This is a genomic window from Streptomyces exfoliatus (genome assembly GCF_000725545.1).
Taxonomy (GTDB): domain Bacteria; phylum Actinomycetota; class Actinomycetes; order Streptomycetales; family Streptomycetaceae; genus Streptomyces; species Streptomyces exfoliatus.
In genome coordinates this window covers 31839-55428 of sequence record NZ_JNZP01000026.1, presented here as the reverse complement: position 1 = coordinate 55428, position 23590 = coordinate 31839, and the positions used below count along the sequence as shown (strand labels likewise).

Below are 23590 nucleotides of genomic sequence, written 5' to 3'. Positions count from 1 at the left end.
GGGCGGGGAGCGCGGGGCGGTCCCGCGGGGACGGTCACGAGGCCGCCCCGCCGTCGAGCCAGCGGTGGACGCAGGCGATGAGTTCGTCGGCGTCGACGGGCTTGGTGACGTAGTCGCTGGCCCCGGACGCGAGGCTCTTCTCCCGGTCGCCGGGCATGGCCTTCGCGGTGACGGCGATCACGGGCAGGTCCGCGTACTGCGGCAGCTCCCTGATCCGCGCGGTCGCGGTGTAGCCGTCCATCTCCGGCATCATCACGTCCATCAGGACCAGGGCGACGGACGGGTTCGCCAGGAGCGTCTCGATCCCCTTCCGCCCGTTCTCGGCGTGCAGCACGGTCATGCCGTGCAGCTCCAGGATGCCGCTGAGGGCGTACAGGTTGCGGGCGTCGTCGTCGACGGCGAGGACGGTCCTGCCGCGCAGGGTGGTGTCGATGGCCAGGGGCGCGGGCGCCCAGTGGTCGCCGCGCACCAGGGGCACGACGTCGCCGGGCTGCTCCGCGGACAGGTGGAGGGCGATCCGCTCGCGCAGCTCGTCCAGGCTGGAGAGCAGTTCCAGCGGACGGCGGCGGGCGAGGGTCTGGAGGGCGCCCTCCTCGTCGGCGGGGAGCCGGCGGTTGTTGTGGGCGAGGACGGGGACGGTGCGCAGCGCCTCGTCGCCGTCCATGGCGTCCAGGAAGCGCAGGGCGTCGCCGTCCGCCATGTCGACGTCGAGCACGACGCAGTGGAACGGCTGGGTGGCGAGCGCGGAGGCGGCCTCCTGGGGGCCGACGACCGCGATCAGTTCGATGTCCGCCCGGCCCGTGTGCCCGCCGTCGGCCGCGAGTTGGGTGACCGCGTTCTCGGCGACGACGGCGAGGAGTCCGCGCGGACGCTCCTCGATGACGAGGAGGCGCCGGGTCGGCCGGGCGGTCGGAGCGCCGGGCAGCGCGATCGCGCCGCTCCGGGCCTGGGCCGGGACGGTGACCGCCGCCAAGGGGTCCGTCGGCGGGGCGGCGGGGGCGGGCTGCTCGGTGAAGTCGGTACGGGTGACGGGGAGGTAGAGGGTGAAGGTGCTGCCCTCGCCGGGCACGCTCGTGACGGTGAGGGCGCCGCCGAGCAGATGCGCGATCTCGCGGCTGATGGAGAGGCCCAGTCCGGTGCCGCCGTACTTGCGGTTGGTCGTCCCGTCGGCCTGCTGGAAGGCGCCGAAGATGGCCTCCAGGTTCTCGGGGGCGATGCCGATGCCGGTGTCGGTGACACGGAGGGCGACGATGGGGCCGCCGCGGTCCACGGACGCGGGCAACTCGGCCTCCGAGGCCGGTTCGATGCGCAGCTCGACGCTGCCGTGCTCGGTGAACTTGACGGCGTTCGACAGCAGGTTGCGCAGCACCTGCCGGAGCCGCGTGTCGTCGGTGACGAGCTCGACGGGGACGCCGGCGGCCGTGGAGACCGTGAAGGCGAGGCTCTTCTGCGAGGTGAGGGGTCGGAACGTGGCCTCGACGTAGTCGAGGAGCCTGCGCAGGGGGACGCGCTCCGGGTTGAGGTCCATCTTCCCGGCCTCCACCTTGGAGAGGTCGAGGATGTCGTTGATCAGCTGGAGCAGGTCGGATCCGGCCGAGTGGATGATGCCTGCGTACTCGACCTGCTTGGCCGTGAGGTTCCGGGGCGAGTTCTGGGCGAGCAGCTGGGCCAGGATCAGCAGGCTGTTGAGCGGGGTGCGCAGTTCGTGGCTCATGTTGGCCAGGAACTCCGACTTGTACGTGGAGGCCAGGGCGAGCTGCTGGGCGCGGTCCTCCAGCTCCTGCCGGGCCTGCTCGATCTGGAGGTTCTTGGCCTCGATGTCGCGGTTCTGCGTGGCGAGCAGGGCCGCCTTCTCCTCCAGCTCGGCGTTGGAACGCTGGAGTTCCTCCTGCCGCACCTGGAGTTCCTCGGTGCGGGAGCGGAGTTCGCCGGCCAGGCGCTGGGACTCGTCCAGGAGTTCGTCGGTGCGGGCGTTGGCGACGATGGTGCTCAGGTTGACGCCGACGGTCTCCATGAGCTGTTCCAGGAAGTCCCGGTGCACGGAGGTGAAGGGGCTGAAGGACATCAGCTCGATGACGCCGAGCACCTGCTCCTCGACGACGACCGGCAGCACCACGAGGCTGCCCTTGGACGTGCTGCCGAGACCCGAGGAGATCGTGACGTAGTCGGCGGGGACGTTCTCGGCGGCGATGGTGCGGCGGCTGCGGGCGGCCTGTCCGACGAGCGACTCGCCCAGCCGGAAGCGGACCCGGTCCTGGTCGCCGGCGGGGCGTCCGTAGGAGCCGACGAGGCCCAGCTCGACGCCGTCGGCGCCCTCCTCCGCGAGGTAGAACGCGCCGTACTGGGCGGCGACGAGCGGGGTCAGCTCGTCCATGACGAGTTCGGCGACGACGGCCAGGTCGCGGTGGCCCTGCATCAGTGCGGACATCCGGGCCAGACTGGACTTGAGCCAGTCCTGCTCCTGGTTGGCCCGCGTCGTCTCGCGCAGCGAGCCGACCATGGCGTTGATGTTGTCCTTGAGCTCGGCCACCTCGCCCGACGCCTCGACGGTGATCGAGCGGGTGAGGTCGCCCTCGGCGACGGCGCTCGCGACCTCGGCGATGGCGCGAACCTGGCGGGTGAGGTTGCCCGCCAGCTCGTTGACGTTCTCGGTCAGCCGCTTCCAGGTACCGGAGACCCCCTCGACCTCGGCCTGGCCGCCGAGGCGGCCCTCGCTGCCGACCTCGCGGGCCACGCGGGTCACCTCGGCCGCGAACGAGGACAGCTGGTCGACCATCGTGTTGATGGTCGTCTTCAGCGCCAGGATCTCGCCCCGGGCGTCCACGTCGATCTTCTTCGACAGGTCGCCGTTGGCGACGGCGGTCGTGACCTGGGCGATGTTCCGGACCTGTCCGGTCAGGTTGCTCGCCATGGAGTTGACGTTGTCGGTGAGGTCCTTCCAGGTGCCCGCCACGTTCGGCACCCTGGCCTGGCCGCCGAGCCGGCCCTCGGTGCCGACCTCGCGGGCGACGCGGGTCACCTCGTCGGCGAAGGCCGAGAGCTGGTCGACCATGGTGTTGATGGTCGTCTTCAGCTCCAGGATCTCGCCCCGGGCGTCCACGTCGACCTTCTTCGACAGGTCGCCGCCCGCGACGGCGGTGGCGACGTGGGCGATCGCCCGCACCTGCGCGGTGAGGTTCCCCGCCATCGAGTTGACGGAGTCGGTCAGGTCTCGCCAGGTGCCGGAGACGCCCTTCACGTCGGCCTGTCCCCCGAGGATGCCCTCGGTGCCCACGTCACGGGCCATGCGCGTGACCTCGTCGGCGAAGGCCGAGAGCTGGTCGACCATCGTGTTGATGGTGTTCTTCAGCTCCAGGATCTCGCCGCGCGCGTCCACGTCGATCTTCTGGGAGAGGTCACCCTTCGCGACGGCCGTCGCCACGTGAGCGATGTCACGGACCTGGGTGGTGAGGTTGCCGGCCATCGCGTTGACCGAGTCGGTCAGGTCGGCCCAGGTGCCGGAGACACCGGGCACGGCGGCCTGCCCGCCGAGCGTCCCTTCCGTGCCGACCTCGCGCGCCACCCGCGTCACCTCGGAGGTGAACAGGGACAGCTGGTCGACCATCCCGTTGAACACCCGCGAGATCTCGCCCATCAGCCCGTCCGCCTCGTCCGGCAGACGGGTGCCGAAGTCGCCGTCCCGCACGGCCGTGAGCCCCGCCAGCAGCTGCCGGAGTTCAGGCTCGACCACCGCGGCCGGTCCGGGGTTCTCCCGGCCGGAGGAGCCCCTGGTCGTCGTCTCAGACATGCCCCATCCTCGTTCCCCACCAAGCTTGCGCACATGGACCGTGCGGCCCGCGCCGCGCGCCGGACGCCCGCTCCCCCGGGAGGCTCCGGCTGCCGCGATCGTTGCCGTACGGCAATCATGACGACACTACCCCTCCGTGATCGACAAGAGGAGGGCGGTGCCGAGTCATCCGGCCGGAACCCGCCCTCTCCGGCCCCGGGACGGAGGGCATACGACGCCGCGACCGGGGTACACGGGCGTCGAACCGGGCGGTCCCCCGCCCCGACGACGAGGGGAGCAGTACGTGCTGATGGCCCATCCCGCGGTCCTGCGCAATCTCATCGAGCAGTACGAGACGCTCAAGGTGCTCCAGGCCGAGAACGGCCGCGAAGAAGTACGGCGGCGCATGGACGACCTCGCCTACACGCTGTGCGTCTCCACCGGTACGCGTGACGTGGACGCGGCGCTGATCGCGGCCCGCCATCGCCTGCCGGGCGCGCGCCCCGAGGACGACTCGGTGCTGAGCGCCTGAGCACACGGCTGAGCCCGGCACTCTCCATGCGGAGGTGCCGGGCTCGGTGCTGAGCACACGGCTGAGCCCGGCACTCTCCATGCGGAGGTGCCGGGCTCGGTCACGCCGACGGGCGGGCGCGCGCCGCGGGGCCGCCTACCAGCGGTACCAGCGGCCCGTGCCGCCCTTCGGCCGGGCCACGAAGCCCAGCAGCCACACGACGAGCACGATGACGGCGATCCACCAGAGCGCCTTGACGGCGAAGCCGGCGCCGAAGAGGAGCAGGGCGAGCAGCAGTACGAGAAGCAGGGGGACCATGCGGATCGACCTCCGTAAGGACGGTGACGGAAAGTAGAGGGACGGCCGGACGGCGTACACACGCACCGGCCTCGTACGAGGGCTGGAAGCGCGCCCGCTCAGCCGCGGCGTTCCAGGAAGAGGGCCACCGGGCCGAGGTCGCGCCGCGCGGCCAGGCGCCCGGCCCGGTGCCCCCACCCGTACACGAGTGCGAGCGCGGCCGCCGTGCCTACGGCGGCACCGGCCGTCACGGTCGGGTGCGCACGCGCGGCGGCCCACAGGTCGCTGCCGGCGCCGCGTGCCACGTACGAGGCCGTGCGGGCCTTCTGCGCGAACGGCGCGGACAGGACGCGCGGCTCCCCGAGAGCGGCCGGCTCGTACCTCTCGTCCACGTCGGGGTCGTCCACCCGCGTCAGGTCGGGGTAGTCCGGGACGGCGTAGGGGCCGGTCCAGGGGAACTGGTTCCGTTCGCTGTTCTCCGAAGCACTCATGGGCATCGTCTCGCCCGACTCCCGCACGCTAAACCTGGTGGACGCGGGCCCACCGGTCCCGCCCCGCCCGTTCCCCTCGCGCGCTTGACCGCGCCGGTCCGGGACAGACGGCCGTCCATGGTGACGTCACTGCTCGTGGTCTGCCCCGTCCTCACCGCGCTCGCCACCGGCCTCGCGGCCGCCTGGGTGTCCCCGTGGTGGTGGTGCGCGGCCGGCCCCGCCCTGTTGCTCGCCGCGGTCGCGTCGTACGACGTCGTCCAGCGGCGCCACTCGATCCTGCGCAACTACCCGCTCCTCGGGCACCTGCGGTTCGCGATGGAGGCGATCCGCCCCGAGGTGCAGCAGTACTTCGTCGAGGGGAACGTCGACGGCGTGCCCTTCGACCGGGACACCCGGTCCATCGTGTACGAGCGGGCGAAGGGGACGGACGCCGAGGACCCCTTCGGCACCGAGCTGGAGCTGGGCCGGACCGGCACCGAGTACCTGGTCCCCTCCATGGCCCCGCGCCCGGTGCCGGACGAGCCGCCCCGGGTCCGGATCGGCGGCCCCGACTGCGCCCGGCCCTACGACATGGCCCTGCTCAACGTGTCGGCGATGAGCTTCGGCTCCCTGTCGGCCCGGGCGATCCGCGCCCTGAACGAGGGCGCCCGGCGCGGTGGCTTCGCCCACGACACCGGCGAGGGCGGAATATCGGAGCACCACCTCGCCCCCGGCGGCGACCTCGTCTGGGAGATCGGGACCGGGTACTTCGGCTGCCGTGCCGAGGACGGCGGCTTCGACTCACGGCGGTTCGCGGAGAAGGCCGCGCTCGACCAGGTCGCCTGCGTCCTGCTGAAGATCAGCCAGGGCGCGAAGCCCGGCATCGGGGGCGTACTGCCCGGCTCCAAGGTCGGCCGGGAGATCGCCGCCGTCCGCGGCGTCCCCGAGGGCCGCACGGTGATCTCCCCGCCGTACCACCGCGTCTACCGGACCCCCCGGGAACTGGTGCGCTTCCTCGGCCGGATGCGGGAGCTCTCCGGCGGCAAGCCGGTCGGCTTCAAGCTGTGCGTGGGCGCGCGCCGCGACTTCCTCGCCGTCTGCAAGGCGATGCTGGAGGAGAACCTCACGCCCGACTTCATCGTCGTCGACGGGGCGGAGGGCGGCACGGGCGCCGCCCCACTGGAGTTCGCGGACACCGTCGGCCTGCCCCTCACCGAGGGCCTGACCACGGTGCACCGGGCCCTCGTCGGCACGGGGCTGCGCGACCGGATCCGGATCGGTGCCTCCGGCAAGATCGCCACCGGGAGCGACATCGTCAAGCGGCTGATCCAGGGCGCCGACTACACCAACTCCGCCCGGGCCATGATGTTCGCCCTCGGGTGCATCCAGGCCCAGCGCTGCCACACCAACACCTGTCCCGTCGGGGTCGCCACGCAGGACCCCCGGCGCGCCCGCGCCCTCGACGTCCAGGACAAGGCGGAGCGGGTCCGGCGCTTCCAGGAGGCGACCGTCCGGAGCGCCCTCGCGCTCATGGCCGCCCTGGGTGCCGACGGCCCCCGGGAGCTGGGGCCCGGCATGCTGCTGCGCCTGGTCGGACCGGACGCCGTGCGGTCCCACGCCGAGCTGTACGAACCCCTCGAACCCGGTCAGCTCCTGTCGCCCGCATCGGTTCCGGACACGTGGGCAGGCGACTGGAAGGCAGCTCATCCCGACCGGTTCACCCTCCGGTGAACCGGTCGACATCCACAGTGAAGGGAGACCCCATGACTCGTACCGTCGCACAGGTGATCATCGACGGGCTCGCGGACCTCGGTGTCGGCCGTGTCTTCGGCGTGGTCGGCGACGCGCTCAACCCGCTCACCGACGCCATCCGGACCACCGAGGGCATCGACTGGACCGGCTTCCGCCACGAGGAGGCGGCGGCCTTCGCCGCCGGAGCACGCGCCCAGCTCTCCGGAGAGCTGGCCGTCTGCATGGGCACGGTGGGACCGGGCTCGGTGCACCTGCTGAACGGACTCTACGACGCGGCCAAGAGCGGGGCGCCGGTCCTGGCGATCTGCGGCCAGGTGCCGCTGTCGGAGATGGGCGGGGACTACTTCCAGGAGGTCGACAACGACCTCCTCTTCCGGGACGTGGCCGTGTACCGCGCCACCGTGACCTCCCCCTCCCAGATGCCACGGCTGCTGGAGTCCGCGGTGCGGGCGGCCGTGACCGGGCGGGGCGTGGCGGTGCTGACCGTCCCCGGCGACCTCGGCGACCAGGAGGTCGAGGAGGACCGGCCGACGCGGTTCGCTCTGCCGCGCCCGGCCGTCACGCGTCCCGACGACCCGGCGCTCGCCGAGGCGGCCGAGGCGATCACCCGGGGCTCGCGGGTCACCCTCCTGGTGGGGCGCGGCGCCCGGCAGGCCCGTGAGGAGGTGTTGCGCGCCGCCGAGCTGCTGTCGGCACCGATGGTGCTGACCCTGAAGGGCAAGGAGGGCTTCGAGGACGACAACCCGTACGAGGTCGGCCAGACAGGCCTCATCGGCAATCCGGCCGCGGCCCACGCCATGGACTCCTGCGACACGCTGATCATGCTCGGGACGGACTTCCCCTATCGGGACTGGTATCCGGAGGACTGCCGGATCGTGCAGATCGACACCCGCGAGGAGCACCTCGGGCGCCGCGTTCCGGTGGACGTCGGGCTCGCCGGTGACGTGGGCGCGACGCTGCGGGCCCTGCTGCCGCTGCTGACGCCCGTCCCGTCGCGCTCCCACCTCGACGAGGCCCGCGAGCGCTACGCGGACTGGCAGAAGGACCAGGCCGACCTCGCCGACCCCGCCCACGACAGGCGGCTGCTGGGACGGGTGCGGGCCATGTTCGACAACCGGGAGGCGGACATCCGTCCCGAGGCTCTCGCGGTGGCCGTCGACCGCCACGCCGCCGACGACGCGATCTTCACCTCGGACACCGGGATGGCCACCGTGTGGCTCTCGCGGCTCGTGCGGATGCGCGGCGCCCGCCGGCTGATCGGCTCCTACAACCTCGGCTCCATGGCCAACGCCATGCCCCAGGCCATCGGGGCCCAGCTGTGGGCCCCGGACCGGCAGGTCGTGGCCTTCTGCGGCGACGGCGGACTCGGCATGCTGCTCGGCGACCTGATGACCATCCGCTCCGAACGGCTGCCGGTGAAGCTCGTCGTCTTCGACAACCGCCGCCTCGGCATGGTCAAGCTGGAGCAGGAGCAGGCGGGGCTTCCCGAGTTCGGGACGGTACTGGACAATCCCGACTTCGCCGCGGTGGCCGAGGCGCTCGGGCTGACCGGCATCCGCGTCACCGCGCCGGGCGAGCTGGACGAGGCCGTGCGCAAGGCGCTCGCCCTCCCCGGCCCGGTCCTCCTCGACGTGCTGACCAACCCCTCGGAGGTGGCCGTGCCGGGGAAGCCGACGGTGTCGCAGGGGTGGGGCTTCGCCATCGCCAAGATCAAGGAGAACCTCCCCTCCGGTGCGGGCTGAGCGGTGGAGCGCCTGATTTCCATGGGTTTGTTCTCGGCGATTCCGGCGAGGCGTTCTGTTGTCAGATGTGTCGCACGGAGAAGGAGTGATCCCTCGTGTCCGGTCAGCAGAAGAGCAAGGCCAAGGGCGAGCAGGTCAAGGGCAAGGTCAAGGAGGCGGTCGGCCGGATGACCGACGACGAGCGTCTCGAGGCGGAAGGCCGGGCCGAGCAGGCCAAGGGCGACGCGCGCAGCGCGAAGGAGAAGGCGAAGGACGCCTTCAAGCACTGATCCGACGGACGACGGACCTCGTCCGGCACGGAGAGGGGCGGCCCGCCATACGGCGGGCCGCCCCTCTCCGTCGTCGTCCTCCCCCATCGGCGGTTCCCGGTGGCGTGCTCCGGTCAGCTTCTGTCGGCGTAGTGGGTGCGGACCCACAGGGGCAGGGCGAACCAGCAGCTCAGGTACCAGGCGAGGACGCCGGAGACCAGCCAGGGCACGTACGGGTCGTGCGTCGCCACCCGCAGGATGAGGAACAGGGCGGCCGTCAGCGTCGCGAGCAGCAGCAGGATGCCGGTGAAGGTGAGCCGGGAGGCCCAGGCGACGGCCTGGGGCTTGACCCGCCGCCCCGACACGATCCGGTGGAAGGAGACGGGGCCTATCAGCGCGCCCGTCGCCAGCGACCCGAGGACGACCGTGACCAGGTAGATCGTCTTGTCGGTCTGCTCCAGGTCGTGGAAGAGCGGGGTGAAGACCACGGTGAGGAGGAAGCCGAGGAGGATCTGGACGCCGGTCTGGGCGACCCGGATCTCCTGGAGGAGCTCCTGCCAGCGCCGGTCCGCGCGCTCCTCCTCCGTCTCGCCGCGCCCGTCGTGCCTGCCGGTACGGGCACCGGTGCCGCCGCCGTCCTCCACTTCTGCGTTCCCGCCGCGCCCAGCCTCCCTCGGCTGTTCCTCCGGCGTACCGCCGTCTCGTTCGTTCATGAAGATCCTCCTCTGCGTCACGGGCGGCTCGAAGAGTCGCGGGGCGATACGGAGCCCGGGGCGGGCCTCGGGGGCACGGCGCGGGCGTGTGGCGTCCTGGATCGGGGTCGGCACGGCGGAAGCCCCCGTCGAGCGTGGGGGCTTCCGTCCGGCGCGGCACGGTGCGGAGTCAGGTCCGCGGCGTACCGGCCGTTCGTGGGGGCGCGTGGTGACGCCACCGTCCGCGACGGGCGTTCCCGTCGTCGCCGGGCGGCCGCCCGCGGTCACCGGCGGCGGGACCGCCGGCCCGCCCGTTCAGCCCCTCCCGCCCCTCCTTCCCGTCCCGTCCGCGCGGCGCGTCGGGGGTCACGGCGGGAGCGTACGTGCGGTACTCCCCGCTCCGGCCCGAGGCACTGGGGTTCTCGGACGGGACTGCGGCCTCCGGCGGCCGCGACGGCGGCGTCACCGGAGAGCGGGTCGGGCGACGGGGCGGGCGGACCGGTGCGGAGGGCTCCGCCGCGGCGGTCCGACCGGAGTGCGCGGGCGTGGGAAGCGTTCCCGCGGGGCCCCCCGGGTACGGCGGCTCGCGCCGATGCCCGTGGAGCCGGAGGACCGTCCCCGGTCCCGACGGGTCACCGGCGGGGTGGGCGAGGCGGTGAGGCCGGGTCGGTCCCACCGGCGCGGCCCACGGCGCCCCACGGACGAGGGCTCGGGTCGGGTTCGACATGAGCGCCTCCTGGGTGGGTTCCGCGGGCGACTGTCCGTCACCCCGCTTCCGGTGCCTACCAGTTCGGCTTGCCGCTCTCCCCGGAGCCAAACCCCGTGGATGCGAGGAGACCGCTCGGCGGTCCGGCCCTCCGGGGAGCGGGCTCGGGGCGCCGGCTCGGGACGGCATGCGAGCGGCCCGCACCTCTACGGGGTGCGGGCCGCTCGCGGGTGCCGCCGACCCACGGCAAGGGGGGGAACCGTGGATCGTCCGGCGTGAGCGTCCCATCGCTCGACACCCGCCTGCCCCGCCGACCGGGATCCATGCCACCCGATCCGGTTTCTCACGGGGCGGGCCCCAAGGACCTCGACACGGGCTCCGCCCCGCGTCGGGAGGGGCCCGAGCGGGGCGGTCGTGTGGCCGTCGGCGCGGGGCGAACGACGGTCGAGCCGGCAGGTACGGGTGCGCGGTGTCGTCCGTTCCTCACCGCGATATCCGGTGGCGCCGGCTCCCGTCGGCGTGACACGCTTCCCGCACACCAGAGGGGTGTAGCTCAGATGGCCAGAGCGCCGGTCTCCAAAACCGGATGCCGCAGGTTCGACTCCTGTCACCCCTGCCAAGGGCGCGCCGGCGCCGGATCCTCAGTCCGATCCGCGCCGGCCGCCTGTCCGCGGGCCGCCGCGCTCCACGATGAACGACTCGAACCGCTTGAGGTCGCCGGCCACCCTCAGAAGCCGCCCATGCCTCCCGGGAAGGGCCAGGACGTGCGGTAGTACTGCCCGATCTCCTCGCGGTACTGGCGGTCCGCCAGGTGCTTGTCGGAGACGAACTCGGGCGAGTCCTTCACCTGTTCCTTCGACAGGGCGAGGTGGAGGGTCTGCTCCTCCAGGTCGACGCGGGTCACCGCCCGCGCCGGGATGAGCACCTCCTTGCCGAAGATCCAGACGCCCGTGTCGACGACCAGATAGGAGGCGTCCACCTCGTCGGAGTGTTTGTCCACCTTGCCGATGTGGCCGTCGGTGGCCTCGACGCGCCACCCGGTGAGGTCGGTACCCGCCAGGTGGCCGGACTCGGTGCTGAAGGACCACAGATGGTCGGTCATCGCTGTCACTCCTCTGTCGCTGTGTTCGTGCAGGGCGCGGCGCCGGACGTGCGCGCCGCCTCAGAGCAGGTCACGACGGTCTTCGTCGGAGACCGTGGTCGCCACCGGCGGGACCACCATCCGACGGCGGCGCAGAACGCTGGTGTAGACGGCGGTCCCGAGCAGGCCGACGCCCATCAGGATCAGGCCGACCAGATCGAGGTCCACCGCTTCGAGCTCCCAGTCGGTCGCGAACGTGAGAATGGCGCCGACGGCGATCATGATGATGAACAGTCCCAGACCCATGGTTGGTTGCTCCTCCCCTGAGGGTTGGACAACGTCCGCGTACCCGGGTCTCCCGGGATCATTCCGCTGCCCTCGGGGACGTTCGGATCGGGTCGTTCCTGGCCCCGTTGGCACGCCGGAACCGTCGATTCGCCCTCATTCAGGGGATGTTCATGGACGGACGGGGCACGCGTTCAGCCGCGGGCCCGCGCACGCACCGGCGGGCGACGCACCCGACTCCCGGCCCTTCGGCAGAGGGCCGGCCACACCCCCAGGGAGCCCCCGATGCAGGTTCGAACGAGGGCCGTACATCCGGACGTCACATGGATGGCCCGTACCGTCGCCGGGCGCTACCGCCTCGACCGCCTCCTGGGCCGGGGCGGCACGGCGGACGTGTACGAGGCGCTGGACCTGCGGTTGCGGCGCCCCGTGGCGGTGAAGGTGTACCGGCCCGCGGGCGCCCGCCGGACCGACGCCCAGTGCGGCGAGGAGGCCCGGTTGCTGGCCCGGATGCACCATCCCTGCCTGGTGACCCTCTACGACGCGGGCCGCGACGAGGACCGGCCGTTCCTGGTGATGCGGCTCGTCCGGGGGACGACGCTGCGGCGGCGGATCGCCTGCGGGGTCCTCACGCCCGCCGAGACCTGCCGGACCGGGGCCGCCCTGGCCTCTGCCCTCGCCCACGCGCACGCCCACGGCGTCGTCCACCGTGACGTCAAGCCGTCGAACATCCTGCTGGACCGGTCGGACACCCCGTACCTCACGGACTTCGGCATCTCCCGCCGCGTCGAGGCCGCGGACGACGCCCCCGAGGGCGCGGGCACCCTCGTCGGCACCGCCTCCTACATGGCGCCCGAGCAGGCCCTGGGCCGCAGGACGGGGCCCGCGGCCGACGTGTACAGCCTCGGCCTGGTGCTGCTCGAAACCCTCAAGGGCGAGGCGGAGTACGCCGGAGCGCCGCTGGAGGCGGCGCTGGCGCACCTGCACCGCCCTCCGGTGCTGCCGTCCGGTCTCCCGGCGGAACTCGCCCGCCTGCTCACGGCGATGACCGACCGGTCCCCCGGTGCCCGCCCGGACGCCGCCGCCTGCGCCCGGATCCTCGCCGACCCGCGGACCGCGGGAGGCCCCTCCGCGCCCTCCACCGCACCCGGGTCCCGGGAGGCGGGGGCACACCGCTCGCACCGGTCGCCCCGCCCGCGCCGGTTCTCCGCCGCCCGGCCGGGGCGGCCCGCCGGGCGGGCCGTGGCGGCGACCCTCGTCACGCTCGGGCTCACGCTGACCGGCTCGCTGGGCAGCGCGCCCGCCGGCGAGGCGGCGCCCCCGCCCCGGGACGGGGCGGCGGACGGAACCCGGACGAGCGCACCGGCGTCGCCACTCCCCACGCGAACGACCTTCTGAGACACCTTGCCTGACGGTCAATCAGCGTCCATCAGGTGTGAGACGGCCGCTTGGGGCAAGACGGAGTGCCAGGACATGGAAGGAAGGCGGACCGTCCCGCGCGTTCGATATCGGAGGAGAATCCCATGACCGCACTGCTGGACCGCATCAAGCGATTCGCCCGCAGCCCTCAGGGCCGCGGCGCCGCGGCGTCCCTTCGCCGCGCCACGGCCGACCCGCGCAGGCGCGCCCAGGCACGCCGCCTGTTCGGCAGGCTGCGCCACCGCTGACGCCTGCTCGCCCGGCCCTCACAGCCGGACCGCCGACGCCCCGCGCGAGGTACCGCGCGGGGCGTCGGTGTGCGTACGGCGCGTGCGCGGCGCGTGCACCACCGCCGCGCGCGAGCACTGTACGGCCAGGATCACCGTGGAGGAGCGCCTGTGGGAAGCGCTGCCGGAATGCCGCCGGCCCGGCGGTGCGGGCCGCGAGGCCGATCGCACCGCCGGGCACGGTAACGGGGGGCACCCCCGGGTGTCAGGTGGACAACATGCGCTGGAACAGGGCGCGGTACTGGCGGAGCGCGAGGCGCAGGCTCTCGGTGTCGGCCTCCATCCCCTGGCTCCACTGCCCCTCCAGGGTGTGCCGGTGCCGGGCGAAGGTGTCCGCGAGGGTCCTCATCACGTCCCCGACGAGGACGTCGGCGGCGTGGACCGCCTGGCGGGGGTCGTCGACGAACTGGCCCTGGACCTCGTGCCAGCGGCGGCGGAACTCCCCTTCCTCGGCCGGGCCGAGCAGATCGGGGATCCCCTCCGCGTCCGCTCCGGCGGCGCCGGGTCGCGCGGCGCGTCCGTCGTCCGGCCCCTGCGACCGCTCCTGCGGGGTGGGGCCGGCGTGCCGGGGGTGACCGCCGTGGGCCGTGGGCGCCGGGCCCATGCCCGGGAGCGCGGAGGGCAGGGGCGGGGTCTGGGGCATGGCCTGCGGGTACGCGGGAGGTGTCCTCTGAGCCGGTACCTGCGGGGACTCCGCGGACGGGGGCGGCGGGCCGCCGGGGCCGCCGGGCCGGGACTCATCGTGCCTGGGCCGACCGGGCTGCGGTTGATCACGCTGCGGCCCGCCCTGTCGGAACTCGTCGTACCGGGGCCGGCCCTGCTGGGGCCCACCCGGCCGCGCCGTACCCTGCTGAGGCTGGTCGGGCTGCGGCCCGCCCTGCTGAGCCTGGTCGTGCTGGGGCGGGGTCGGCGCGACCGTCGGGCTGTGCTCCGGCGGGTGCGCCGCGTCGCCTCCGGTCGTCGCGGGCCCGGGACGGCCGGGGCCGTCCCCGCCCTGTCCGGTCCGCGGCTCGGGGCGGTCCGCCGACTCGGGGCGCCCCTCCGACCGCTCTGGGTGCTCGCCCGTCGGGTCCGCGTGGTGTCGTCGACCCGGCGCCCGGGTCGTGCGCTCGGACGTCTCGTGGTGTCGCATCTCTCCTGCCTCCGCGTCAGGACCGGCGGGTGCCGGTCGGCTCGCCGTCGGCGAGCAGGTCGTCGAAGAGGGTGCGGTAGTGCATCATCGCGCCCCTCAGCTGTTCGGTGGTGGCGGCGTTGTGGGTACTCATCGCGTGGACGTCGAGGGCCGCCCGGTAGCACTCAAGGGCGCGGCCGTGCCGCACCGACAGGTCACGCAGCCGCTGCTCGTAGCCCTCGTCGGGGTAACCCCGGTCTCGTATCAGGGCCGCCACCAGTTCGTCGGCGTCATGGACTGCGGCCTCCGGCCGGTCCACGAACTCCTCCTGGACGCGCACCCACCGCCGCGCGTACTGCTCCCGCACCTCACCGGGCACCGGCTTGATCTCCAGGTCGGCGAAGCGGCGTTCGCGGGCGTCCAGTTCCCGCTCCGCGGCCTGTCTGCTGCCGGTCGCCTCCACGGCCCGGTCGTACTCGGGCCCGAAGCGGTCGCGCAGTCGCGATCGCCGTCGGCGGTCCACCGCCACACCGGCGGCGAACCCGACCACGACGACGGCCGCGACGACGACCAGGACGATTCCGATCGACATCGGTTCTCACCCTTTCGCGTTCTCTCTCGGAGTCACGCTCTTCCGTCCCGGCCCTTCGAGGCACGGGACCCATGGAGGTCCGCGTGCCCCTGCCCCAGGAAGGCAAACCGGGCATCCAGGACGGGCCGGACCGGCATGCGCAGGCGAGCGGACATGACAGCGCGCCCCCTGCCCGTGGGGTGCACCGCTGCGGACTCGAGGAGCTCGACCCGGACCTCGGCCCGCTCCGCACACTGCTGCCCCCGACCGCTGAGGAGCGGTCGGGGGCAGCAGCGGGGCGGCCGACGAGGGGCGGAGGGGTGCCGGGCCGCGGAGGGTGTCACCTGCGCCGGGCGAAGAGCCGGTAGAGCGCCAGGAGGATGAACGATCCGACGATGGCGGCGATCCAGGTGGACAGCTCGAAGAACCCGTCGACGGAGTCCACGCCGAAGATGACCTTGCCCAACCAACCGCCGAGCAGGGCTCCGACGATGCCGATGAGCGTGGTGATGATGAAGCCGCCCGGGTCCTTTCCGGGCATCAACATCTTGGCGATGATGCCCGCGAGAAGCCCGAGGATTATCCAGGCGATTATTCCCATGATTCCTTCCGTCCCGTTTCGTGAATCCTGCTGTATTCGTACCGGCCGTCTCCAGAGCCCCACAGCCTGCGCCGGACCGCGGCCGGCAGCGGGGCCTGGAATGCCGCCCGGAACGGCGTCCGGACGCTCCAGGCCGTCAGACGGGCTCCCATTTCGCCACGCGCACGGCACCTCGGCCGGCGAGAGCGCCCGGAGTCCATCGGGCCCACGCCCGACGCCTTCTCCAGCGACCGTGGCGGCGCGATCCGAATGTCACGGCCATCTCCTCCCGGTCACCGAACGGCGGGCGGCGGTAGCGAAAAGTTGATTTCCGTTGTAAGCGTCTTCCGCAGATGCTTCTACGCCATCGGCGCGCACTCAAACGTTGAAATCCCTATCGAATTCCGGGCAGGGCGGCGGCACGCGCTCGGCTGGGGCGGCGGCCCGGGCGGGGTGCCGTCGCCGAACGACCGGCCGCCGAGTTCCTCCCGGTAGTGCGGCGCGAGCAGGCCGCGGGCGTCCGGGCCCCGGGGACGATCCCGGTGCAGCCGGGCTCGCGCGCCACGTGCGCCTCCCTCAACCAGTCGATCCCCAGGACCGGATCCCGGCCTCCGGTGTCGAAGTGGAAGCACCAGCTCCCTACGTCGTGCGGGGCTCCTGACCGTCACGGCACCGCCCACCCGCCTGCGGAACCGGCCGGACCCCCGTCCAGGCCGGCGGGATCAGTCGGCCGGCGACCAGCAAGCGACCGCCCTTCCGCTGCCGCCGTGCGCCCCGCTCGCACGCGTCTTCCCGGGGGCCGTGTCGTCACCTCGGCGGCGACCCGCGCAGCCCCGTCAGTACCTGGCGACCGCGCGGGTTCGCCTCTCCCCGGAACGCGAAACGGCGGGTCGGCGCACCCGTCCTCGGGCCTTCAGCCGGACTGACATCCTGGGGCCATGAATGATGAGGATCTGCCCCTTCGTCCTCTGTTGGTGGTGGACGGCGCCAACGTCGTGGGGTCGGTGCCCGACGGCTGGTGGCGCGATCGGCGTGGGGCGGCCGAGCGGTTGCGTGACCGGCTTGCCGCGGTCGGCGGTCCGGTCGATGGGCCGTTCCCTGGTCCGTACGAGATCGTCCTGGTCGTCGAGGGCCGTGCTCGAGGCGTTGCCTCGGTTACTGATGTACGGGTCGAGGAGGCTTCCGGCAGCGGCGACGACCTGATCGTCGAACTGGTCCGGAGCGCGAACGGTCGACCGTGCCTGGTGGTCACGGCCGACCGGGAACTGCGCCTGCGCGTACAGGAGGAAGGCGCCCGCTGCACCGGCCCCCGCAGTCTCCCCCCGAAGCCCGATCAAGGGCTTCAGACCACCGCATGACCGTCGTGCTGCGGCTGCGAGGAAGCCGCAGCTCACGCGGTCCGCTACCCGCCCGAACGAGAGTGGTCCGGCGGCGACCGGCGGTGGCTGGGGCGCGAGCCACTCCCCCGCGCGCCCACAGGCGTCAGTGGGTTCCGGAGAGCAGCGCGTCGAGTTCCGCGAAGGGGATGCCTGCGGCGAGGGAGTCGTATCCGCCGGTCCCGAAGAGGTCCTCCGCGGCGCGGCGGGCGGCAGCGTAGGCGGCCTGGGCCACGCCCGGGCCGAGACTGACGCGGGCCACACCGAGCGCGCCGAGTTCGGCGGCCCTCGGGGCGCCGGGGCCGGCCATGACGTTCAGCGGCACGGGGATGTCCCTGGCCAGCGCCGCGATGGTGGCGGTGTCGGTGACGCCGGGTACGAAGATGCCGTCCGCGCCCGCGCCGACATACAGGTGCGCCCGGGCCAGGGTTTCCTTCAGTCGGGTGTCGGGGTCGCCGAGCCCGAACAGGTAGGTGTCGATACGGGCGTTGAGGAACAGGTCCACGCCTGCCCGCTCGGCGCTCTGCCGGGCCGTGGCCAGCCGCGCCGCGAGCTCCGCCGGGGGCCGGGTGCCGTCCTCGATGTTCACGCCGACGGCACCCGCCGCGATGACCCCGGCGATGGTCTCGGCGACATCGGCGGCGTCCTTCCCGTACCCGCCCTCGATGTCGGCGGTGACCGGCACCGCGACGGCGGCGACGATCCGGGCGATCAGCTTCAGCGCCCGGTCGCGGGCCAGGATGTCGCCGTCCGGAGACCCCAGCGACCAGGCGGTACCGGCACTGGTGGTCGCGATGGCGGGGGCCCCCGCGGCCTCGATGACGCGGGCGCTCGCGACGTCCCAGGCGTTGGCGAGCGCGAGGGGTGCGGCTGAGGTGTGCAGGGAGCGGAAGAGGCGGGCGCTGTCCGACTGCGTGATGGTCATGGACGCAGTCAAACATCGGTTCCTGCCTCTCTTCTGGCAGGAATCCGACACGAACGTCGGCTTCGCGACCGGCCCGGGGTCAGGGAGCGAAGGAGAGCATGCGGGGCTCGTGCCGAGCGTCGTCGCCGCTCAGGCCCGCGGGCGCGAGGACGAGCCGGTCGCCCACGTAGGCGTTCTCCCCGACGACCCCCATCCCGAACTCGACCCTCGCGGTGGACGCGGGGAGCTTCAGCACGTCCTTGATCGAGTCGGCGCTGCCCGGACCGACCCGGAAGACGCGCCCGGGCTTGCCGAGCCTGCCCACCTCATAGACGAACCCGGTCTTCCCCGTTCCGACGCGCAGGGGGAAATGGCCGTACGAGGTCCCCTCCGACTTCACGCCCCAGACCAGTTTCCCCGTGGTGAGGTCGTAGGCGCCCACGCGGTCTTCGCCGCCCAGGAGTACGAGTCCCCCGCCGACGACGGCCTCCCGGCAGGCCTGGGCGTTGGCGGAGGTGTCCACCGAGTCACCGCAGTGCTTGAACCCCTTCCCCCGGGGGTCGATGGTCCTGCGTGCCCGGCCGTCGGGTGCGAGGGCGACGACCCGCCAGTCGTCGGCGTGGGTCTCCCGGTGCGCGGTGGTGATCACGGCCGGGGCGACGGAGAGCACCTGGCCGATCCTGCGGCCGGGCTCGGTTCGGTGGCGCCAGCGGACCTTGCCCGTCGCCGGGTCGATCTCCCGGACCTGGTCGTACGCCTTCTCCAGCGCGGTGATCGCGCAGTCGGCGAGCACCAGGAGCCGGCTGCCGCCCGCGACCCTGCGGGGGTAGCACTTGCCGGGGTTCTCCATGGGGATGTCGTACAGCTTCTTTCCGTCGGCGACCTTGTACGCGGCGGCCTTCATGCTCTGGACGATCGCGACGGTGCCACCGCTGATCGCGCTGTCCACGATGATCGTGTCGTCCCCCGCGCCGGTCTCGGTCAGCCGCTTGTGCCAGCTGGCCTTCCCGGTGCGCAGGTCGATCATCCGGAGCTGGTTGCACCGGGCGCCGGTCCAGGCCTCGACGTTCTGCAGGACGATGACGACCTTCCCGTCGGGGGTCGCGTTGACCGGGGTCTCGCAGACAGGGGTCGGCAGCGCGATGCTCCACACCTGGACACCGTCGCTGAGCCGGTGGGCGACGACCCTCTTGTAGACGGCCTGGACGACGGTGTCGCCGACGATCCAGAGGTCCTCGGTCGGGATGTTCCGGCGGGGCAGGTCGGTGCGGTCGTCGACGATCCAGGCGCTCGCCTCACCGGGCTCGCGCCGCTGCGCGATCTCCGCGGTGGTGGGGATGCGGGAGGGTGTCGGGGTGGGGCGGGCACTTGCCGTCGGCGGCGCCGTGGTCGGCGGGGCGGGGCTCTTCGACCGGGCGTCGTCCGTTCCCGCCCGGTCCGCGCCCGTGCGCTCGCCGAGGACGTACGCGCCGACGCCCGCGAGCAGCAGGAGGGCGAGGGCCACGGCGGCCGCCGGCCCGCGTCGCCTGCGCGGGCGGGGCGGTGGCGGGCCGTAACCCTCGGGGGCGTACGGGTTGTCGGGCGCGGGCCACGGCGGCGGGCGGTGCCTGTACCAGGGCTCGTGCGACTGCGACATGCGGTTCCCCCTACGACGATGCGAGCGGCCTCCCCGTGGAACGGGTCTACGGCGTTACTTCCAGACGGCGATCGGGTGGCCCTTACGGGATTCAGGCAGCCACTCGACCCGGGACGGTCCCTTCTCGCCCTCATCGGTGAGGTAGACGCCGCACGATGTGTAACTCTGGCCCTTCGGGGCGCTGTCGAAGACCTTCTGGTCCGTGTCATCGGCGGTGCACGCCGTGAACTCCGGCGCCGTCTCCATCGTGACGTCGCCGTCCGCGTCGACGGTCGGGGTGGGGAAACCGGGCCCGATGCTCAGATACGTGAGTCGCCCGTCATCGCCCACGACGTCGAGGTCGGGCCACTTGGCCGCGCCGTCCGCGGTCTTGGTGACGCGGTAGTGGACGTAGTAGGGCGTCCGGCCGGCATACCGATCGGGGTTCTGCAGTACCGACAGGTCGCCGGCACTGCCCTGTTCCACCCTCAGGACGGTCACTTCGAGGTCGTCGCCGGTGGCCTTTCCGCCGTACGAGAGCTCCTGTTCGGAGGAGCAGGCGGTGAGGACGACAGCGGCCAGGGCGATCAGGGCGGTGTGCTTCGGCCGGATCTTCAAGGTGTTCCCCGTGGGTCAGGTGTGGTCCGGCCCCCGGCCGGAGTCGACCTCAGGGCCGCACGTTGCGTGCGCCGGGTGCCCGCGACGCCTTGCGGCACGGGCCCGGTCCTACGCCGCCGACTCTTCCCCGAGCCACTGCAAGCCCGATGAAATCCCCATGAACCCTTCCGGGTACGGGGTGGCGGGGTGCGGACGGCGCGGGCCCGCGGGTCACCGTGTCGGAGGGACGCGGCGCAGGGCGAGAAGGGTGGCGTCGTCGGTGCGATGGGGGCCGTCGAGCAGGTCGAGGAGGCGTTCGGCATACGCCTGCAACCCGTCGTGCCCGTGCGTCGGAGCCGTCTCACGCGCGCACTGCTCCGCCGCGGCGAGGAGGCGGGCGGTGTCCTCGTCGGGATCGGTGTCCCTGCGTTCGATGAGGCCGTCGGAGCACAGCAGGATCACGTCGCCGTCCGCGAGGACGGTCTCGGCCGCTGTGTAGGTGGTGCCCGGGAGCACGCCCAGGGACAGGCCGGTGCCGCCGGGCGGGGCGGAGAGCTGCGTGGCCCGCGTTCCGCGCAGCAGGACGGGCAGCGGATGGCCGGCGCAGGTCCAGCGGAGCAGGGACCGTTCGGGGTGGTAGCGGGCGATGACGGCGGTGGCGGTCGACTCGATCCCGTCGTCGCAGGCGACTTCGTTCAGCCAGCGGGTCAGCGCCTCCACGGGCTCCTCGGTATAGGCGAGGCCGGCGAGGGCGTAGCGGAGCTTGGCCATGAGGGTGACCGCGTCCAGGCCGTGGCCGCGGGCGTCGCCGAGCGCGACCAGGAGCCGCCCGTCGGGGAGCCTGCGGGCCTTGTACCAGTCTCCGCCGACACCGGATCCGGTGGGGTCGGGCCGGTACACGGCGGCGGCGTCGAGACCGTAGGGGGCCAGCTCGTCCTGGAAGCGGGGCAGGACGGCGTCGCGGAGCACGTCGGCGACCTCGGTCAGCGCCGCGGCGCGTGAGCGCTGGCGGCGGGCCTCCTCGTCGGCGGCCCGTGCCAGGGCGCGGCGCCGGTGGTCGTCGCTGACGTCGATGAGGACGGCCCGCACCGCCCATACGGGTCCGCCCTTGGGGCGTACCGGCTCGGCGACCATGCGGATGAACCGCTGGACGGGACCGCGCATGCGCAGCTCCCGCGAGGAGCTTCGTTTGCGAAGGAGTACGTCGTAGAGCAGGCCGTAGAACTCGGGCAGGCTGTCGGCGGCGACCAGGGAGGCGAGACCTCGCAGGTCGGGGGCGGGGTCCGTCCGGCCCAGGCCGAGGACGTAGTCGAAGCCGAGGGACGGCTCGACGGTGCCGTCGGCGAGGTTCCACTCCGCCCAGCAGGTCCTGACCAGTTTCTGGGCGGCTTTCGCCATACGGACGCGGTGCCCCGGTTCCCAGGTGACGAGGAGGTCATCACCGCAGGGGGCGACGTGGACCTCGCTGCTCAGCCGGGCGGGAGGACCGTCCGGGCGGGGGACGAACCACTCCACCGCCTCGGGTCCCTGGGGGGCCCGCTCGTGGTGGGCGTCGGCGAGCATGCGGGGAAGTCCGGTGTGCTCCATGACGGGAAAGGGCTCGAACAGTGCGACCGGCCCGGTCCAGGGCGGCACGGAGCCGGGCGGGATGTGCGTGGCGGCGTAGGCGCGGGCGCTCGCGTTCCGCGCCACGTACAGGAAGTCCTCGATCCGGCCGTCGTCGGCGAGTACGGGCCTGACCAGGATCGCCGCCATCGGCATGGCGTCCAGGAGGTCGCTCACGGAGTCCGGGACCGGCGCCGGGGGTTCGCCGGCCGGGCGTGCGGCTGCACGGGGCGGCGGCCGGTGGACGTCGGCGTAGGCGGCGATCCGCTCCCTCTGGGAGGCCAACAGCTCGCCCACGGCCCGGAGGTCCAGCCGCCAGTGCCCGTCCCGACCGGGAGGGAGATGCTTCACGGGCGCCGCCCTTCCGAGGGATGTCCGCTGCGACTCGTCACCCGAACGACCTCCCGGGGTCAGCGGCCCCGGTCACTCGGCGGTCACGTCCAGGAGGCGACGGGTGCGTGCGCTCGCGCCGCTGAGCGAGAGGGGGATGCCGAGGCTCGCGCACATACGGTGGGCGCGGGCGAGGGTGCTGAGGGTGGCAGGGGTGGGGTCGGCGGTCGGGACGGTGATGACCACGCGGACGGGGCGGTGCGCCTGGACCAGAGCCTGGATCTGGAGGGCGCCGGCGGCCCGGTTGGTGACGTCCAGGTCGCGGTGGAGCGTCACCCGAAGGATGTGGTGACGTACGGCGTGGCTGATGAGCATGGTGTCCCTCCGCGCAGGACGAGGCGCCACAGTCGTTCGCGCTGTGGGCGATTCGTCCGAGGATGCCACGGAGACCGCTCCGACCGGCGACAACGCGGCGGAGACCGATGTCTGACGGATGCGTGACGGGGTGCCCGATGTGACCGACGCGCTCCGAGCGGCTCCACGTAGGGTGGCGAGGGCCGGGCACGACCGGTCGACATTTCGAACGTGACTCTCTCACCAGGCGACTTCCCAGGCGGTGTTCATGACCCAGTTCGACATGCCCCTCGACCAACTCCGCACGTACCGCAGCGCGTCCGTGGAACCGGAGGACTTCGACGTCTTCTGGGCGAAGACCCTCGGCGAGGCACGGACGCACGAGTTGGGCGCCCGCTTCGAGCCCGTCCCGACGGGGCTCTCCACGGTCGACGCGTTCGACGTGACCTTCGCCGGCTTCGACGGACAGCCCGTGCAGGGCTGGTTCCTGCTGCCCGCCGGTACGTCCGAGCCGCTGCCCGTGGTGGTGGAGTTCCTCGGGTACGGCGGTGGGCGCGGGCTTCCGCACACCCATCTGCTCTGGGCGTCGGCCGGTTTCGCCCACTTCGTGATGGACACGCGCGGGCAGGGCAGTGGCTGGGCGACCGGTGACACGCCGGATCCCGTGGGCAGCGCGCCGTCGTTCCCCGGCTTCATGACGCGCGGCGTGGAGGATCCGTACACCTACTACTACCGGCGGCTCTTCACCGACGCGGTCCGTGCCGTGGAGGCCGCCCGCTCGCACCCGCTGGTGGACGCGAGCCGCACGGCGGTGACCGGTGTCAGCCAGGGCGGCGGGATCACGCTGGCCGTGGCGGGGCTGGTACGGAACCTGGTGGCGGTGGCGCCGGACGTGCCGTTCCTGTGCGACTTCCCGCGGGCGACGACGGTCACGGACCGTCCTCCGTACCGCGAGATCGGCAACTACCTGAAGACGCACCGCGGCCGGGTGCGGCAGGTCCAGGAGACGCTGGCCTACTTCGACGGGGTCCACTTCGCGGCCCGCGCCACGGCCCCGGCCCTGTTCTCGACGGCCCTCGAGGACCTGACGTGTCCGCCGTCGACGGTGTTCGCGGCGTTCAACGCGTACGGCGAGGACGACAAGGCCATCGAGGTCTACGACTTCAACGACCACGAGGGCGGCGGCGCCTTCCAGCAGGCGGCCCAGCTCCGCTGGCTGCCGGGGAGGCTGCGGCGCGGCTGATCCCGCCGCGCCGAGGTCCTGTCGCCGAGGTCCTGTCGCCGAGGTCCT

At 72.9% G+C, this 23590-nt stretch carries 22 protein-coding genes, 1 tRNA gene and 1 pseudogene; 9 read left to right on the top strand and 15 right to left on the bottom strand.

The annotated features are described in order from the left end of the window. Window positions 1-34: 34 nt before the first annotated feature. Window positions 35-3787 carry a HAMP domain-containing protein gene (locus tag IO20_RS0127315; protein WP_030552719.1) on the bottom strand — a complete coding sequence of 1251 codons (3753 nt, stop codon included), beginning with the start codon at window positions 3785-3787 and terminating at the stop codon, window positions 35-37. Between the two features lie 283 nt (window positions 3788-4070). On the opposite strand from IO20_RS0127315, the gene IO20_RS0127310 reads away from it, so the two are divergent. Next, on the top strand, window positions 4071-4298 hold the full coding sequence (locus tag IO20_RS0127310) for a DUF5133 domain-containing protein (RefSeq protein WP_030552720.1): 228 nt from the start codon (window positions 4071-4073) through the stop codon (window positions 4296-4298). Between the two features lie 135 nt (window positions 4299-4433). Here IO20_RS0127310 and IO20_RS0127305 read toward each other — a convergent pair whose 3' ends face one another. Then, window positions 4434-4595, bottom strand: a complete 162-nt coding sequence (locus IO20_RS0127305; protein WP_030552721.1) for a DUF5670 family protein — start codon at window positions 4593-4595, stop codon at window positions 4434-4436. 98 nt (window positions 4596-4693) lie between these two features. After that, the gene (locus IO20_RS0127300; protein ID WP_031127724.1) at window positions 4694-5065 is read right to left on the bottom strand and encodes a hypothetical protein; all 372 of its coding nucleotides are present in this window, start codon (window positions 5063-5065) and stop codon (window positions 4694-4696) included. Between the two features lie 117 nt (window positions 5066-5182). On the opposite strand from IO20_RS0127300, the gene IO20_RS0127295 reads away from it, so the two are divergent. The 3 genes from IO20_RS0127295 to IO20_RS38935 all read left to right on the top strand — a co-directional run bounded on the left by IO20_RS0127295 (window position 5183) and on the right by IO20_RS38935 (window position 8807). Further along, a complete protein-coding gene (locus tag IO20_RS0127295; protein ID WP_030552723.1) occupies window positions 5183-6775 on the top strand; it encodes an FMN-binding glutamate synthase family protein in 1593 nt (530 codons plus the stop codon). Between the two features lie 32 nt (window positions 6776-6807). After that, window positions 6808-8538: a thiamine pyrophosphate-dependent enzyme gene (locus IO20_RS0127290; protein WP_030552725.1), complete on the top strand. Its 1731-nt coding sequence runs from the start codon at window positions 6808-6810 to the stop codon at window positions 8536-8538. 95 nt (window positions 8539-8633) lie between these two features. After that, window positions 8634-8807, top strand: a complete 174-nt coding sequence (locus tag IO20_RS38935) for a CsbD family protein (protein ID WP_078946097.1) — start codon at window positions 8634-8636, stop codon at window positions 8805-8807. 113 nt (window positions 8808-8920) lie between these two features. Here the strand turns inward: IO20_RS38935 and IO20_RS0127280 are convergent, their stop codons facing one another. Beyond that, entirely contained in the window at window positions 8921-9499 is a 579-nt protein-coding gene (locus IO20_RS0127280) for a DUF6328 family protein (RefSeq protein ID WP_031127723.1), read from the bottom strand. Window positions 9500-10726: 1227 nt separating this feature from the next. Here IO20_RS0127280 and IO20_RS0127275 point away from each other — a divergent pair. Beyond that, a tRNA-Trp gene (locus IO20_RS0127275) sits at window positions 10727-10803 on the top strand. Between the two features lie 108 nt (window positions 10804-10911). Here IO20_RS0127275 and IO20_RS0127265 read toward each other — a convergent pair. Both IO20_RS0127265 and IO20_RS0127260 read right to left on the bottom strand, forming a co-directional pair. Continuing rightward, the gene (locus IO20_RS0127265) at window positions 10912-11286 is read right to left on the bottom strand and encodes a PRC-barrel domain-containing protein (RefSeq protein WP_030552729.1); all 375 of its coding nucleotides are present in this window, start codon (window positions 11284-11286) and stop codon (window positions 10912-10914) included. A 60-nt stretch (window positions 11287-11346) separates the two neighbouring features. Further along, a complete protein-coding gene (locus tag IO20_RS0127260) occupies window positions 11347-11571 on the bottom strand; it encodes a DUF6458 family protein (protein WP_030552731.1) in 225 nt (74 codons plus the stop codon). Between the two features lie 306 nt (window positions 11572-11877). Here IO20_RS0127260 and IO20_RS0127255 point away from each other — a divergent pair, with 306 nt between their 5' ends. Both IO20_RS0127255 and IO20_RS40855 read left to right on the top strand, forming a co-directional pair. Beyond that, window positions 11878-12948, top strand: a complete 1071-nt coding sequence (locus tag IO20_RS0127255; protein ID WP_245685062.1) for a serine/threonine-protein kinase — start codon at window positions 11878-11880, stop codon at window positions 12946-12948. A 125-nt stretch (window positions 12949-13073) separates the two neighbouring features. Beyond that, window positions 13074-13217 carry a hypothetical protein gene (locus IO20_RS40855; RefSeq protein ID WP_169749533.1) on the top strand — a complete coding sequence of 48 codons (144 nt, stop codon included), beginning with the start codon at window positions 13074-13076 and terminating at the stop codon, window positions 13215-13217. A gap of 244 nt (window positions 13218-13461) precedes the next feature. Here the strand turns inward: IO20_RS40855 and IO20_RS37770 are convergent, their stop codons facing one another. From IO20_RS37770 to IO20_RS41570, 4 genes and pseudogenes are all read right to left on the bottom strand, one after another. After that, window positions 13462-13899 carry a hypothetical protein gene (locus IO20_RS37770; protein WP_051894195.1) on the bottom strand — a complete coding sequence of 146 codons (438 nt, stop codon included), beginning with the start codon at window positions 13897-13899 and terminating at the stop codon, window positions 13462-13464. A gap of 505 nt (window positions 13900-14404) precedes the next feature. Continuing rightward, a complete protein-coding gene (locus tag IO20_RS0127240; protein WP_030552738.1) occupies window positions 14405-14959 on the bottom strand; it encodes a hypothetical protein in 555 nt (184 codons plus the stop codon). Between the two features lie 319 nt (window positions 14960-15278). Continuing rightward, window positions 15279-15539, bottom strand: coding sequence for a GlsB/YeaQ/YmgE family stress response membrane protein (locus tag IO20_RS0127235; protein WP_030552740.1), 261 nt, complete (start codon window positions 15537-15539; stop codon window positions 15279-15281). A gap of 357 nt (window positions 15540-15896) precedes the next feature. Beyond that, window positions 15897-16051, bottom strand: a pseudogene (locus IO20_RS41570) (glutathione S-transferase family protein); the annotation flags it as partial. 405 nt (window positions 16052-16456) lie between these two features. Between IO20_RS41570 and IO20_RS38925 the strand changes: the two are divergent. Further along, window positions 16457-16876 carry a PIN domain-containing protein gene (locus IO20_RS38925; RefSeq protein WP_078946099.1) on the top strand — a complete coding sequence of 140 codons (420 nt, stop codon included), beginning with the start codon at window positions 16457-16459 and terminating at the stop codon, window positions 16874-16876. A gap of 124 nt (window positions 16877-17000) precedes the next feature. Here the strand turns inward: IO20_RS38925 and IO20_RS0127225 are convergent, their stop codons facing one another. From IO20_RS0127225 to IO20_RS0127205, 5 genes are all read right to left on the bottom strand, one after another. Continuing rightward, window positions 17001-17819 carry an isocitrate lyase/PEP mutase family protein gene (locus tag IO20_RS0127225; RefSeq protein WP_030552743.1) on the bottom strand — a complete coding sequence of 273 codons (819 nt, stop codon included), beginning with the start codon at window positions 17817-17819 and terminating at the stop codon, window positions 17001-17003. A 79-nt stretch (window positions 17820-17898) separates the two neighbouring features. Then, window positions 17899-19434 (bottom strand): outer membrane protein assembly factor BamB family protein, encoded by a 1536-nt coding sequence (locus IO20_RS0127220; protein WP_030552745.1) that lies wholly within the window; start codon window positions 19432-19434, stop codon window positions 17899-17901. A gap of 54 nt (window positions 19435-19488) precedes the next feature. After that, entirely contained in the window at window positions 19489-20031 is a 543-nt protein-coding gene (locus IO20_RS0127215) for a hypothetical protein (RefSeq protein ID WP_030552747.1), read from the bottom strand. Window positions 20032-20241: 210 nt separating this feature from the next. Beyond that, on the bottom strand, window positions 20242-21966 hold the full coding sequence (locus IO20_RS36915) for a PP2C family protein-serine/threonine phosphatase (RefSeq protein ID WP_031127722.1): 1725 nt from the start codon (window positions 21964-21966) through the stop codon (window positions 20242-20244). A 72-nt stretch (window positions 21967-22038) separates the two neighbouring features. Beyond that, window positions 22039-22320 (bottom strand): hypothetical protein, encoded by a 282-nt coding sequence (locus IO20_RS0127205; RefSeq protein WP_030552751.1) that lies wholly within the window; start codon window positions 22318-22320, stop codon window positions 22039-22041. Between the two features lie 247 nt (window positions 22321-22567). On the opposite strand from IO20_RS0127205, the gene IO20_RS0127200 reads away from it, so the two are divergent. Further along, the gene (locus tag IO20_RS0127200) at window positions 22568-23542 is read left to right on the top strand and encodes an acetylxylan esterase (RefSeq protein WP_030552753.1); all 975 of its coding nucleotides are present in this window, start codon (window positions 22568-22570) and stop codon (window positions 23540-23542) included. Window positions 23543-23590 lie beyond the last annotated feature (48 nt).